The sequence below is a fragment of the Tenacibaculum piscium genome (assembly GCF_021390755.1).
GTDB classification, from domain to species: domain Bacteria; phylum Bacteroidota; class Bacteroidia; order Flavobacteriales; family Flavobacteriaceae; genus Polaribacter; species Polaribacter piscius.
This window is the reverse complement of record NZ_JAJGWR010000002.1, coordinates 44,727-58,911: the sequence shown is the minus strand read 5'-3', so window position 1 is coordinate 58,911 and position 14,185 is coordinate 44,727. Positions and strand designations below refer to the sequence as shown.

At 27.9% G+C, this 14,185-nt stretch carries 12 protein-coding genes; 6 read left to right on the top strand and 6 right to left on the bottom strand.

The features are described from left to right. Nucleotides 1-233: 233 nt before the first annotated feature. Nucleotides 234-1,835: a LuxR C-terminal-related transcriptional regulator gene (locus tag L0U72_RS11775; protein WP_317206238.1), complete on the bottom strand. Its 1,602-nt coding sequence runs from the start codon at nt 1,833-1,835 to the stop codon at nt 234-236. A 158-nt stretch (nt 1,836-1,993) separates the two neighbouring features. Between L0U72_RS11775 and L0U72_RS04240 the strand changes: the two genes are divergently transcribed. From L0U72_RS04240 to sufD, 4 genes are read left to right on the top strand one after another with little or no spacing between them, the layout of a single operon-like run. After that, nucleotides 1,994-2,323 (top strand): HesB/IscA family protein, encoded by a 330-nt coding sequence (locus tag L0U72_RS04240; RefSeq protein ID WP_101917820.1) that lies wholly within the window; start codon nt 1,994-1,996, stop codon nt 2,321-2,323. Between the two features lie 15 nt (nt 2,324-2,338). Next, entirely contained in the window at nt 2,339-3,787 is a 1,449-nt protein-coding gene (sufB, locus tag L0U72_RS04235; protein ID WP_233898507.1) for a Fe-S cluster assembly protein SufB, read from the top strand. A 25-nt stretch (nt 3,788-3,812) separates the two neighbouring features. After that, entirely contained in the window at nt 3,813-4,565 is a 753-nt protein-coding gene (gene sufC, locus L0U72_RS04230; RefSeq protein ID WP_101917822.1) for a Fe-S cluster assembly ATPase SufC, read from the top strand. A gap of 6 nt (nt 4,566-4,571) precedes the next feature. Further along, complete coding sequence (gene sufD, locus L0U72_RS04225) at nt 4,572-5,888, top strand: Fe-S cluster assembly protein SufD (protein WP_233898506.1); 1,317 nt, start codon at nt 4,572-4,574, stop codon at nt 5,886-5,888. Between the two features lie 73 nt (nt 5,889-5,961). On the opposite strand, the gene L0U72_RS04220 is transcribed toward sufD, so the two are convergent. From L0U72_RS04220 to L0U72_RS04205, 4 genes are read right to left on the bottom strand one after another with little or no spacing between them, the layout of a single operon-like run. Continuing rightward, a complete protein-coding gene (locus L0U72_RS04220) occupies nt 5,962-6,669 on the bottom strand; it encodes a hypothetical protein (RefSeq protein ID WP_233898505.1) in 708 nt (235 codons plus the stop codon). Nucleotides 6,670-6,680: 11 nt separating this feature from the next. After that, on the bottom strand, nt 6,681-7,580 hold the full coding sequence (locus L0U72_RS04215) for a DUF4412 domain-containing protein (RefSeq protein ID WP_233898504.1): 900 nt from the start codon (nt 7,578-7,580) through the stop codon (nt 6,681-6,683). 11 nt (nt 7,581-7,591) lie between these two features. Next, nucleotides 7,592-8,149 (bottom strand): hypothetical protein, encoded by a 558-nt coding sequence (locus L0U72_RS04210; protein WP_233898503.1) that lies wholly within the window; start codon nt 8,147-8,149, stop codon nt 7,592-7,594. Between the two features lie 32 nt (nt 8,150-8,181). Beyond that, nucleotides 8,182-8,661, bottom strand: coding sequence for an outer membrane beta-barrel protein (locus L0U72_RS04205; protein ID WP_101917827.1), 480 nt, complete (start codon nt 8,659-8,661; stop codon nt 8,182-8,184). 249 nt (nt 8,662-8,910) lie between these two features. Here L0U72_RS04205 and L0U72_RS04200 point away from each other — a divergent pair, with 249 nt between their 5' ends. Continuing rightward, on the top strand, nt 8,911-9,645 hold the full coding sequence (locus tag L0U72_RS04200) for a LytR/AlgR family response regulator transcription factor (RefSeq protein WP_233884672.1): 735 nt from the start codon (nt 8,911-8,913) through the stop codon (nt 9,643-9,645). 15 nt (nt 9,646-9,660) lie between these two features. Next, nucleotides 9,661-11,559, top strand: coding sequence for a tetratricopeptide repeat protein (locus L0U72_RS04195; protein WP_233898502.1), 1,899 nt, complete (start codon nt 9,661-9,663; stop codon nt 11,557-11,559). A gap of 44 nt (nt 11,560-11,603) precedes the next feature. Here the strand turns inward: L0U72_RS04195 and L0U72_RS04190 are convergent, their stop codons facing one another. Then, nucleotides 11,604-14,036, bottom strand: a complete 2,433-nt coding sequence (locus L0U72_RS04190; RefSeq protein ID WP_233898501.1) for a helix-turn-helix domain-containing protein — start codon at nt 14,034-14,036, stop codon at nt 11,604-11,606. Nucleotides 14,037-14,185 lie beyond the last annotated feature (149 nt).

Genomic DNA, 14,185 nt, shown 5'->3' with positions numbered 1-14,185 from the left:
TCGCATAATTTTGAGTTCGTTTTACGACTACAAAACTAGCGACAACCTTACTTTTTTAGTTCATTTTTACGGGCGATTTACATCACCTATTCGGGTGATTTTAGTTAAAAACCTCCCTAAAATAAAGGGCTAAAAAAAAATCATACCGAAAAAATTATTTTTCTGTATGATTTTTAATTTATTTAAATACTATTTTTCAACAAGGGGTTTTAACCCCTTGCCACACTACTTTTTTAAACCACTACTTTTTTAATTACTTGCACTCTATTTTTTACATCTAATTTTACGTAGATATTTTTAATATGTGTTTTGACGGTATTTGCGGAAATAAATAATTCTTTAGAAATATCCGTATTTTGGTATCCTTTTACGATAAGTTGCAACACTTCGGCTTCTCTTTTTGTCAAATCTAACAAAGAAATTCTATCTTCTACCGATACTCTTTTAGCGTTTGACACGTTATTTTTCAACTCATTTAATTGCAACACATAATTTTGAATATCTTTATTCGCATTTTGTAATTTAAGGTCAGTATTTTTTCTATCTAAAATAAAAAGAATGGTTGCTCCAATAAAAATAATTGCGACTAAAATACCTCCGTATAATAATTTATTGAAATTATTTTTTGCTTTTTGTTGATTTTTTTGATTATCGCTATCGAGTTGTTTTATTTTCTTATCTTTTTCGTAAGTTTCGTAGGCAACTTGAGAGCTGATGATACTTTTTTGAGAAGCTTCATTAAGCATTGTATCTTTTAGTGCGGTTGCTTTTCGATTAATTTCTAAGGCTTTTTTATATTTTTCACTTTTGATATAGAAATTAGAAAGTGCGTTATATCCTAATAAAATATTTTCTTTGGAATCTATTTTTATAGCGTCATTTAATCCTGATTCGATAAAAGACAAGGCAATTTTTCGTTTATTTAAGTAGCAATTATTAATTCCGATATTAATTTTAGTATTACTTAAATATCGAATGTTTTTTGTTTTTTCAAAAATATTTTTTGCTTGATTATAATAACTATTTGCTTTTTTGTATTCTTTTTTCTTTTGATATAAAAGTCCTAAAAGGTTTAATTTGATAGCTTTACTATCTTTTCGTTTGTTTTTTGTTGATAATAAAATTGCTTTTTCTAAATAAACGTAGGCAGAATCGTACGATTTTAAATAAATAAATGATTCACCGATATTTGCAAGACCGTATTCGATGCCTCTTTCGTTGTTGTTTTTTTCTTCAATTTTCAAGGCTTCTTTAAAATAATACAATGCTTTTTGATGTTCATTTATATTTGAAAAAACATTTCCAATTCCGTTTAAAGCTATTGATTTACTTCTATCACTTTTTATTTTATCGGCTAAACCGTAGGCTTCAAAATAGTATTTAAAGGCTTGTTTTTCTAAATTTATTTTTCGATAAGTAACACCCAAACTATTCAAACATTTCACTTTAGCGAGTGTATCTGTCGATTTTTGAAAATAATTTAAAGCATTTTTATGATTTTCTATCGATTTATAATACTCTTGTTGATAGCGAGCTGTAACGCCAATTCTACTGTATCCTTTAGCAATTCCATCAACATAATAAATTTTCCGAGCGGTTTTGATTGCTTCTTCGGCGATGCTATAATCCACATATTTTTTGATGGCAGATTTTTTAAATAATAGAAGAAGTGCATCTACTTTTTCTTTGGTATCGGGTTTTGTTTTTAGTTTAAAGAAATCGGTTGTTGTTTTATCTTTTAAATTTTGATATTTATCCTGAGATGTATTTTGAAGCTGTGCTGATATCGAAAAAAAACTAATAGAAATAAAAAACACGAATAATTGTTTTAGCATTGTACCGTTTATGTTTGATTTTATTTATGTTTAATTTTGATGTTACTTTTTAAGAAAAAGGCTCGTGTAAAATTACATAGTTTATTGATTAAAAAGCTGATAAAAATCATATTTTGTAAGTATATTTGCAACTTATTTATAGTTAAACCACTAAAAATATGATAAAAGTTTCAGAAACAGCAAAAAAGAAGGTTATTGAATTAATGACGGATGACGGCTTTGATGCTACAGTAGATTTTGTACGTGTTGGCGTAAAAAGTGGTGGTTGTTCAGGATTATCGTACGACTTAACTTTTGACAAAAGCACCCAAGAAAACGATAAAATTTTCGAAGAGAACAACATAAAAATTGTTGTTGATAAAAAAAGTTTTTTATACCTTGTAGGAACTACTTTAGAGTATTCTGGAGGTTTAAACGGAAAAGGTTTTGTTTTTAATAACCCGAATGCAAATCGCACCTGTGGTTGTGGCGAAAGTTTTTCTTTATAAAATTACAACTCACTTATGAGCAAGTATACCGAAGACGATTTAAGAGAAGAGTTAAAAACCAAAGAATATGAATATGGTTTTTATACTGATATAGAAAGTGAAACCTTTGCAAAAGGGTTAAATGAAGATGTGGTTCGTGCAATTTCAAAAAAGAAAAACGAGCCTCAATGGATGACTGATTGGCGTTTAGAAGCCTTTAAAGTTTGGAAAAAAATGGAAGAACCTGAATGGGCAAATGTTCATTACGAAAAACCAAAATTTCAAGACATTGCCTATTATTCAGCACCAAAAGAAAAACCAAAATTAAACAGTTTAGACGAAGTTGATCCTGAATTATTGGACACTTTTAAACGTTTAGGAATTTCTTTAGATGAACAAAAAAAGTTAGCAAACGTAGCGGTTGATATTGTTGTCGATTCAGTTTCTGTTGCAACCACTTTTAGAGAAACTTTAGGTAAAAAAGGAATTATTTTTATGCCTATTTCGGAAGCAATTCAAGAACATCCTGAATTGGTAAGAAAGTATTTAGGAACTGTTGTTCCTACTACCGATAATTTTTATGCGGCCTTAAATTCAGCAGTTTTTTCTGATGGATCTTTCTGTTACATCCCAAAAGGTGTTCGTTGCCCGATGGAATTATCAACGTATTTTAGAATTAACGAAGGAGGAACAGGACAATTTGAAAGAACTTTAGTTGTTGCCGACAAAGGAAGTTATGTTTCTTATTTAGAAGGATGTACTGCTCCTAGTAGAGATGAAAATCAGTTACATGCCGCAGTTGTTGAATTAATTGCCATGGACGATGCTGAAATTAAATATTCTACGGTTCAAAACTGGTATCCTGGAAATGCAGAAGGAAAAGGTGGTGTTTACAATTTTGTAACTAAAAGAGCTATCTGTGAAACCAATGCAAAAGTTTCTTGGACACAAGTAGAAACAGGTTCGGCAGTTACTTGGAAATATCCAAGTTGTATTTTAAAAGGAGACAATTCTGTTGGAGAATTTTATTCAATTGCTGTAACTAATAATTATCAGCAAGCTGATACAGGAACTAAAATGATTCACTTAGGTAAAAATACTAAGTCAACCATTATTTCTAAAGGAATATCCGCAGGAAAATCACAAAACAGTTATAGAGGATTGGTTCAAATAGGACCACGTGCCGAAAATGCACGTAACTTTTCTCAATGTGATTCTTTATTAATGGGGAATGAATGTGGCGCACACACGTTTCCATATATTGAAACGAAAAACAAATCGGCACAGATAGAACACGAAGCGACAACTAGTAAAATTGGGGAAGACCAATTATTTTACTGTAATCAACGTGGAATTGATACCGAAAAAGCAATTGCATTAATCGTAAACGGATTTAGTAAAGAAGTACTGAATAAATTACCAATGGAATTTGCTGTAGAAGCACAAAAATTATTAGAAATCAGTTTAGAAGGAAGCGTTGGTTAATAGCCAATAACAAAGATATATTACCATGTTAAAAATAGAAAACTTACACGCTAACATAGAAGATAAATCAATCTTAAAAGGATTGAATTTAGAAATTAAAGCTGGTGAAATCCATGCTATAATGGGTCCTAACGGAGCTGGTAAAAGTACCTTAGCAAATGTTATCGCAGGAAAAGAAGAATACGAAGTTACGCAAGGAAAAATAACCTTAAATAACGAAGATATTAGCGAGTTATCTCCTGATGAAAGAGCGCATAAAGGCGTGTTTTTATCATTCCAATATCCTGTTGAAATTCCTGGAGTTTCTGTAACCAACTTTATAAAAACGGCAATTAACGAAAATCGTAAAGCCAAAGGTTTAGAAGACATGCCTGCAAAAGATATGTTAAAAATGATTCGTGAGAAATCAGAATTGTTAGAAATTGACCGTAAATTTTTATCTCGTTCTTTAAACCAAGGTTTTTCTGGTGGAGAAAAGAAACGTAATGAGATTTTTCAAATGGCAATGCTTGAACCTAAATTAGCCATTTTAGATGAAACGGATTCTGGTTTAGATATCGATGCGTTACGTATCGTGGCTAACGGAGTTAATAAATTAAAATCGAAAGATAATGCAGTAATTGTTATTACACATTACCAACGTTTATTAGATTATATCGTTCCTGATTTTGTTCACGTTTTATACAATGGTCAAATTGTAAAATCTGGCGATGCTTCTTTAGCTTTAGAATTAGAAGCTAAAGGATATGATTGGATTAAAGACGAAGTTAATTCTTAAAGAAATATGGAATTAAAAGACAAAATAACTGCCTCATATGTTGCCTTTGAGAATGGCGAAGATATTAATTGTGATGTACACGATATTAGAAGTAAAGCACTTCAAAATTTTGAAGAACTAGGATTTCCTACTAAGAAATTAGAAGCATGGAAATACACGTCTTTAAATTCAGTGTTAAAACACGATTATAATATTTTTCCAAACTCGGATGGAGCAATTGATTTAGCCGATGTGAAAAAATATTTTATCCACGATATTGACACTTATAAAATTGTGTTTATCAACGGAAAATATAGTTCTTTCTTATCAGAAACGACACACGATACTATTGATGTTTGCTTAATGTCATCAGCATTGACCAAACCGAAATATAAAACTATTATTGAAAATTATTTCAATAAAATAGCCAAACAAGATAATTTAACATCGCTAAATACGGCATTTGCAAACGAAGGAGCGTATATTTATATTCCTAAAAATGTAGAAGTACAAAAGCCGATACAGATTATTTATTTTACCACGGATAAAAATGATGTTGCTGTAATGACTCAGCCTCGTAACTTGATTATTGCCGAACAAAATGCGCATGTTCAAATTATTGAGCGTCATCAAAGTTTAACATCGAACCCTGTTTTAACAAATGCGGTAACAGAAGTTTATGCGGCTAAAGATGCTACGGTTGATATGTATAAAATTCAAAATGATGTAGAAAATGCGTCATTAATTGATAATGTATATATTGAGCAAAAATCGAACAGTATTGTTTCTGTACATACTTTTTCTTTTGGAGGAAATATTACCCGTAATAATTTGAATTTTTATCAAAGAGGAGAACATATCGACTCTATTTTAAAAGGAATTACGATTTCTGAAGGAAAACAACATATCGATCATCATACATTGGTGCATCATATTGAACCTAATTGTGAATCTCATCAAGATTACAAAGGGATTTATGGCGGACGTTCTACAGCAGTTTTCAACGGTAAAGTAATTGTTGATAAAAAGGCTCAAAAAACAAATGCGTATCAGCAAAACAACAATGTTTTAATTAGTGATAAAGCAACAATCAACGCAAAACCACAATTAGAAATTTTTGCTGATGATGTGAAATGTTCGCACGGTTGTACGATTGGGCAATTAGACGATGAAGCATTATTTTACATGCAACAACGTGGAATTCCTAAGAAAGAAGGAAAAGCATTATTAATGTATGCCTTTGCTAATACGGTTTTAGAAAGCGTAAAAATACCAGAAGTTAAAAAACGAATAAACGCTATAATTGCGAATAAATTAGGCGTAAATATTGGTTTCGATTTATAAAAAAATCATATTTAAAAACACACCATTTTTTTATAAAAGAATGGTGTGTTTTTAATACATAAAATTTCAAAATTTAGTCCCAAAGATAATCCTCTACACTAGCTTTAGGATGAATATCTTTATCGTAAACAGTTAAACGCCCAGCATTTTCGCCTTTTTTATATATATCAACAACAAACCTCTTGTTACCTTGATAAATAACAAAAAAAAACTTCTTTTTTGAATATCTCCAATTCATTTTCTGAGATTCTTTTATACCATCATAAAGGATAAAATCAACATCATCATCAATCCTAAAAATACCATTTAAAGGTTTACTTACTATACTACCTTCTTTATTCAAATTTTGATATGTAAATTCATAACCTAAATAAGTTTTATCTATAATTGTAAACTGATTGATTTGATTATTTGAGGAGTTTTCCCAGCTATGAACCTCTTTATCATAAATATATTCATAGATAGAAGATGTTACTGTTGTTTTTTCAGGTATTAAAATTAAATCTGCATATTTATGAATATCTTCTTTATATTTAGAAAATAATTCAGTTACACGTTTTGTTTTCTCTTCATTAAGCCCAGGAAATTTACTAGGAATTTCAAAACTTTTTATATCCGTATATATACTATCAATATGTAATCTTAATGCTTTATAATCTTGATTCGGTGTACCATCTTCTGGTATATTTATTTTTTTTGACGTAGGATCTTCATTACTACTACAAGACATTATTGTAATAAATAACAGTAATAAGCTTAAAATCTTAACTATTTTATTCATGATTATATGCTTTAAGGTTTAACTATTTTATAGTTATTTATGTTTATAGTAAAAGGTTTTTTAGCTATATTAATTACTTCTGAACCGTATTGATGTTTTCCTTTAGTTGTTAAAATGCTTGTTTTCATTACAAAACCAAGTTTTTTATAATATGAAATTTTCGAAATATTTTTTGATGCACCAGGAATTTTAGAAGCAAAATCAAACATTACAGAAGAATCTATATTAACTTGTTTTGTATGCCATAGGGTAATTATCATATCATGATCCTTAATTTGAGTACCTTTACATGCATATCCCATAATTATTTTCGTATCACTTAATTTCGTTATGATTGGTTTCGAAAATTTCTCATCACTATTAGTAACTCCTTCAAAAGCTTTAAGCATATTTAAAGACACAACCTGTGCTTTTTTTTTTCTTTTATTAATTATAATCATAGCGTTGCTTTGAACATCTATTATCAATTTATCTTTTTTCGTTTCGGATAAAAAAGCATTATCTCCTAATGATTGTTTTACAGGTTCAGAAGGCATATTCTTACCAAATTGCTTTACCGTTATCGTATTATTAAACGTATATTTTTCTTTGATAGGAACATCTTCCTTCATCATTTTCATAATACCTTGAATATTCCCAAAACCTTTTGGTGTTTGGGAACTTTCAATATTATTGGTATTTTTAGTTTGTCGCTTATTTTTTTTCTTTTTAATTTTGCCATCTACTGTATTTTCGGCAGTATCAAATGTTTTATCTATCTTTTTATTTACCCGTTTTTCTGCTCGGTTATCTGCTTCTCGCTCAATTTTTTGTTCCGCTTTTTTTATTAATTTTTTCCAAAATTGTGCATCTGCTTTAGAATAGTTAAATAAAAAAAATAGTACAAGTATCAATTTCATTGCTTTTCCCATCTTTATGAATTTTAAATAGCTTGTTCTTTTGCTATATTAATTTTTCCTGAAATAGAAATTTCAGTTTCATTTACATCTATAAACGTTCCCGAAAATTCAAAAAGTATGGCTGTTTTTCCTGCCCCTACTTGATGTGTCGTTAAGTTAAAAATACCATAAGGTTTCTCTTTTTTTATGGTAATTGTTCCTGTTTTAGAAAAATACATTTTATTATTTAACGTAATAATTATTGTTGAATACTCCTCTTGATTACTTTCTAAAGATTTTAATTGCTCATCTATTTTAACAATAACAGCATTAAAACGTATTTGTTCATTTTCTATAAAAGCAGAAGTTGTATTGATCGCTTTTTTAGTTTCTTCATCGATACCTTTTACAACAATCGCACTCGCATTTGATATTGCTTTATTTTCATAAGTAACACCGTTTATTTTTAATTCATAAAATGAATTTCCATCAGATACTGGGTCTATTAAATCATCTTCTTGATTGTTTTCAGAACATGATATTAGTAAAGTAATCGCTATTATAAGACCTATAAATTTAGAGATATATTTTATTGTTTTCATTATTATTGTTGTTTTAAAAAAATTATAAATACTTATAGATTATACATTACGCCAGCACAAAAAACTACTTGATTACCTGTATTTAACATCAATTTTATTTCAGAAAAAGCGGTTAGTTTTTCAGATAATAGGTAGTTCATTCCTCCACCTAAGTTTAATCCAAAGCTATTAGAAGAAGCTGAATACGATGTAATGTATGATGAAGATACGCTTGTATAAAACACATTGATACCAGCCAAAGGATACAAGCTAAATTTATCTTGTATCTCAAAGAAATAATGTGCGTCTGCGTTAAAGCTCATTGTTGTAATTGATACGTTTGGCACACTTTCAGAAAAAAAGTAATTAATACTTGGCGAAATTTTAAATTCTTCAGATAAACCAAACGAAGCCTTAGCTCCAATTCCTAAATCTGATTCTGATCCATAAACTAAATTTGCTCCTATTTTTGTTTGACTAAAAGTTACTATCGTTACCAATAATGCTAAAATTGTGAATACATTTTTTTTCATTTCTATAAAAATTAAATTATTAATACAGTACAAACCTGCGTTAATAAAACAATCTTTAAAACTCCTATTTTATAGTTCGTAAGTTTATCTTTATAGTTTGTTTAATAAACCTTATAGAATCACTTTTTTAAAGTAAAATGCAAACCATAAACTATTTTATACTAGTTATAGTTTTAATTGGTCATATTATAATTTCAGTTATATATCTAGAAAAAATAATTAATAAATTAGCTTAAAATTTAATGTAAAATGATTCGAGTAATTATTGTAGATGATGAATTAAAATCTATCGAAAATTTAATTTGGGAATTAGGAAGTTTTAAAGACGATATTATAGTTACACAAACATTTACAGAACCCAAAGAGGCTATTTCCTTTTTAAAAACCAATAGTATTGATGCTATTTTTTTAGATATAGAAATGCCTTCAATGAATGGATTTACCTTTTTAGATAAAGTAAAAAGCAATGATTTTGCTATTATTTTCACTACCGCCTATGGAGAACATGCTTTAAAAGCGATTAGAAAAGGAGCATATGATTATTTACTAAAACCTATTAGTAACTCACAGTTAAAGGAAGCCATAGAGCGTATTAAACAACGTAAATCATCTGCCATAAATATTGATGCTTTTGAAGATTTTTTATTAGATTATAATAATAATCAAACTAAAAAAAAAATAGCGGTGCATACTGATGGCTGTTTAACTTTTATTGAAGTACAGAAAATTATTTATGCCGAAGCTGATGGTAGTTATACTCGTTTAACCATTGAAAATCAAAAAGATATTTTTTTAAGTAAAAATTTAAAAGACGTAACAAGTATGTTAGATACTAAGCTTTTTTATCGTACTCACAATTCATATGTCGTAAATCTTCAAAAAATTAAAAAATTTTTTAAAACAGAAGCTTATTTGATTATGGACAATGATAAAAAAATACCTGTTGCTCGTCATAAAAAAAACGAGCTTTTAAATCATTTTTAAAATCAGAAAAAAATTATGCAATTTTTCAAATTTTACGTAATCTTAAGTTGTTTTTTTTATACGCTAACCATTCAAAGTCAAAAATTTTTAGATAATATAGATTACAATAAAACCTACACTTATAAAGAAATTAATCACTTATTAAAAAAACATAGCAAAGATACGATAAAGCAAAAAGAGCTTTTAAAAATTTTTACTAAAAATAATTTTGCATTCGGTCAAATATATGAGTTAATTCACCTAGGAAACAATTACCGTAAGTATTCTTTATTTGAAAAAGCAGTTACCACGCACAAACGAGCCTTAGCGATAGCAAAAACTAAAAAAAGCGATGAATTTATTATTTTTTGCTTAAATATGATTGGAGTGGATTATCGAAAAATGGATGCCCATAAAACAGCTATTGATTATAATAAAGAAGCGTTAGAAATTGCCGAAGCAATTAAAAACCCTTCGTATGGAATACTCAGAAGTATTGAGGTTTCCTACAACTCTATTGGAAATATTTATTATTACTTAGAACAATATCCTTTAGCTCTTAAAAATTATCAAGCTGCTTTAAGTTGTGCTAAAAAGTCTAAAAATAAGTGGTCACAATCTATCAATTATGAAAATATAGCAAAAGTTAAAGTTGCGCAAGAAAAAATAAAACAAGCAGAACAATATGTTCTTAAAGCATTAGAAATTGATACCAAAATAAACAATCATTTCGGGCGAATGATTTGTTATAACAGCTTAGCTAATATTAATATCAAAGCAAAAAAGTATAAAAAAGCAAAAAGTTACTTAGACCAAGCGAGACCGATTGCTTTATCTGTAAAAAATAAATTTTATATAGCGAGTACTAAAGCTAATTTTGGACACTTATTTCTAAAAACAAAGCAATATAAATTAGCTAATAACTATTTAAATGAAAGTTTAAAAATAGCCCAAAAAGAATCCTTTAAAACATTATTAGTTAATATTCATTATTATTTTTTTGAATATTATCAAGATATAAATCAACATAAAAAAGCATTAAATCATTATAAGAAACATGTAGAAATAAAACAGCAATTTAATGCCAATAAAAAAGCACAATATGTTAACGACTTGATACTTAAATATGAAACTAATAAAAAGAAAAATCGAATTACCAAATTAGAAGCTACCCAAGAAATAAATGAGCTGAATCATAAAAATGCTATGAATTTATGGATTATAGGAGTCGGAATTATTACATTCATTTTTATAATTATATATTTTATTACACGCCAAAAACAACTTCAATCCAAAAAAAAGATTTCAGACCTAGATAGTAAAATATTACGCTCTCAATTAAACCCTCATTTTATTTTTAACGCCTTAAATTCGATAAAACATTATATCATCAAAAATGAAAAACACGATGCTATTGATTATCTAAATAAATTTTCTGAATTTACAAGGAGAGTTCTGGAAAAAAGTATGGTAAAAAGTATTTCTTTAGAAGATGAACTATACAATTCACAACTATATGTTGAGCTTGAAAATGCTCGTTTTGAAGACGATATTGAATTTAAAATTAATATTTCAGAAAACATCTCTCTTTCAAATATTAAAACTCCACCATTTGTATTACAACCTTTGTTAGAAAATGCTATTTGGCATGGAATCGCTTCTGTCAAAAATAAAAAAATGACTATTAATGTAAAGCAATCTAAAGAACACGTCTGCATTGCTATTACAGATAATGGCATAGGAAGACAAAAAACTAAAGAATTAAAAAAAGAACAAAAAAGGTATAAAAATTCAATAGGAATTTCTTTAGTAAATCAAATTTTAGAGAATTTTTATAAAGATAATTATACACTTTCTTATGAAGATTTAAAAGACGAATACAACACACCTAGAGGTACTAAAGTTAATGTTAAAATTCCGTCACAAATAGATTAACTTTAGATAACTTATTTTATTATAAAATAGATTAAAAGTAAATATTATATTTTCAATGAAAACAAGACCATTTTTAATTCTGAAAAAGAGAATTTATTTTTATCTATTTTTTTCTTCAATTCGCTTAAACTTTTAAAGTCAGTTTCTTCAATAATTTCAACTAATTCTTTATATTTTTTTACAGGCATCAAATCCAAAACATCGATTTCTCCACTACTGATATAACTCATTAAATGTGTTTCAATAGTATTTAATGTCAACCCTCTTTTGTTAGCTATTTCTTTAGCTGACATTCCTTCTTTAAAAAAATTATAGGTTATTTCTCTTGTTGGAATTTTCACTTCTTTTTTCTTTACTGCGACTTTATTAACGCCTAATTTAATATGCTGTTTAAGACCTTGTTTTTTACAATAAATACTAACTGTATCTAAAATTTGACCACCATATTTTTGCACTCTAATTTTACCCATTCCTTCAACTTTCAATAATTCTTGAGCTGTTTGTGGAAGAGAATCACAAATTGCATACAACGTTTTTTGAGCGAATATTTGAAAGTGAGGAACACCTTCTTTTTTAGATATTTGATCTCTTAATTCTCGTAAACTTACTGCTAAAGCAGGATCTCTAGATGAAATTAATTTCTTTTTAACTGGTTTTTCAGCATTTTGTAAAATAGCATCCGCTCTAATTTGCAAATACTCTTTTACGTGAAAACTATCTTTTAATTTAAGAAAACAATATAATTTTATTGATAATAAATTATGTAGTGTATAAATCTGCTTTTCTAACTCTTTTTGAACCGCTTGATTATCTGTTGAAAATGAAATTCCGCTTAATGGTTTTTTAATAAACTCTTCGGTTTGAGTTTTAAAATAAGTAATTGCTTTTCTAAATCGATCATTAATTACATCGCTATTTTCGGCTAAAACAGCTGCTTCCGATAGTTGCTGTAATTGAATTTTAAAACCATTTGCTACTTTTAATAATGGAATTATTCCATTATCTTTTATCGTTTCTAAATGATTAATCATAATACCATTTAAGCTAGTTTGATTTTGATAAAAAATTTCAATAGCTCTAGTTGTTGGATATAAAAAAGGACGAAAATCAAATAATTCTGAAATTAAATTAAGTTGATATGTTTTTTCTGATTCACTTAATACAGTTTCATCAGGTACATTTTCATTTACTTTTTTATTAAAAGAATCGACTGTTCTATCATTAATAATCGAACTACTTCCAATTCTTGTTTTTAAAACAATTCCTTCTAAACTAGTGCATCGACTAAGCGCAACATAGGTTTGACCATGTGCAAAAGAAGCTTCTGCATCAATAATTGCTTTTTCAAAAGTTAAACCTTGACTTTTATGAATTGTAATTGCCCAAGCCAATCTTAAAGGAATTTGAGTAAAAGAACCAGCAACATCTTCTTTTATTTCTTTCGTTTCTTCATCTATTGAATAGGTAATATTCTCCCAAATTTCTTTTGTAGTTTCAATTTCAAAATCATCATTAGGGCATTTTACATAAATAGTATCGTCATCAATTTTTCTTATTTCTCCAATTTTACCATTGAAATATCTTTTTTCAGGAGAACTATCATTTTTGATAAACATTACCTGAGCCCCTACTTTTAATTCTAAATCATCACTATTTGGATATGAATTTTCATTGAACTTACCAGAAACATCGGCTTTAAAAAAGAAACTTTTCTTTTTTATTTTTTCTAATTCTAGCGTGTTAATCGCCTCTGCTCTTTTATTATGAGTTGTTAAAGTGATATATCCATCTTGTTTTTTTGGTTCAAAATCAGGATTATATCTTTTATTTAAAATAATTGCTGATTTTTCTGATAAACAATCGTTTCTAATTTCATTTAAAATTTCGATAAATTCATCATTATCTTGCCTATAAATTTTCTTTAATTCGAGGCTTATAGTATTTGATTCTTGAAATGCTTTGCTACTAAAAAAGAAAACTGATGCATAATGTTCTTTTAATAAACTCCAATCATTTGGTCTTACTACAGGCGATAATTGTTGTAAATCGCCAATCATTAAAACTTGTGCACCGCCAAAAACTTTATTTCTGTTTTTATATTTTCTTAAAACTTGGTCGATTCCATCTAATAAATCAGCTCTAACCATACTAATTTCATCGATTATTACTAAATCTAAAGATCTGATAATATCAATTTTAGTTTTATTAAACTTACGTTGCTGATTCGAAGTCTTTTCTATCTGATTTGGTAAAATAGGTCCAAAGGGCATTTGAAAAAAAGAATGAATTGTTACACCTTTTGCGTTAATTGCAGCAACACCTGTTGGCGCAACAATAACCATTCTTTTTAATGACTCATTTTTTATTTTATGTAAAAAAGTAGTTTTTCCTGTACCTGCTTTTCCTGTGATAAAAAGGTTTCTATCTGTTTTTTCTATAAACTGAATGGCAAGGTCTAATTCTTTATTTTCTATCATCACGAAGTTATTCTACTCTATTTATTAGAATATGTAAAAATACTTTTTTTAAGATACTCTTTTATTTAATTTTATATGAATCAGAATATTTTTTAAAATTTCTATATTTTAATATCAATTAAATATTGAAAACAAAAAATCCCACACAA

Excerpts from the sequence above, each read along its gene's own strand:
- L0U72_RS11775 (WP_317206238.1), bottom strand. The coding sequence starts at position 1,835 with ATGCTAAAACAATTATTCGTGTTTTTTATTTCTATTAGTTTTTTTTCG.
- L0U72_RS04240 (WP_101917820.1), top strand. The coding sequence starts at position 1,994 with ATGATAAAAGTTTCAGAAACAGCAAAAAAGAAGGTTATTGAATTAATG.
- sufB (WP_233898507.1), top strand. The coding sequence starts at position 2,339 with ATGAGCAAGTATACCGAAGACGATTTAAGAGAAGAGTTAAAAACCAAA.
- sufC (WP_101917822.1), top strand. The coding sequence starts at position 3,813 with ATGTTAAAAATAGAAAACTTACACGCTAACATAGAAGATAAATCAATC.
- sufD (WP_233898506.1), top strand. The coding sequence starts at position 4,572 with ATGGAATTAAAAGACAAAATAACTGCCTCATATGTTGCCTTTGAGAAT.
- L0U72_RS04220 (WP_233898505.1), bottom strand. The coding sequence starts at position 6,669 with ATGAATAAAATAGTTAAGATTTTAAGCTTATTACTGTTATTTATTACA.
- L0U72_RS04215 (WP_233898504.1), bottom strand. The coding sequence starts at position 7,580 with ATGGGAAAAGCAATGAAATTGATACTTGTACTATTTTTTTTATTTAAC.
- L0U72_RS04210 (WP_233898503.1), bottom strand. The coding sequence starts at position 8,149 with ATGAAAACAATAAAATATATCTCTAAATTTATAGGTCTTATAATAGCG.
- L0U72_RS04205 (WP_101917827.1), bottom strand. The coding sequence starts at position 8,661 with ATGAAAAAAAATGTATTCACAATTTTAGCATTATTGGTAACGATAGTA.
- L0U72_RS04200 (WP_233884672.1), top strand. The coding sequence starts at position 8,911 with ATGATTCGAGTAATTATTGTAGATGATGAATTAAAATCTATCGAAAAT.
- L0U72_RS04195 (WP_233898502.1), top strand. The coding sequence starts at position 9,661 with ATGCAATTTTTCAAATTTTACGTAATCTTAAGTTGTTTTTTTTATACG.
- L0U72_RS04190 (WP_233898501.1), bottom strand. The coding sequence starts at position 14,036 with ATGATAGAAAATAAAGAATTAGACCTTGCCATTCAGTTTATAGAAAAA.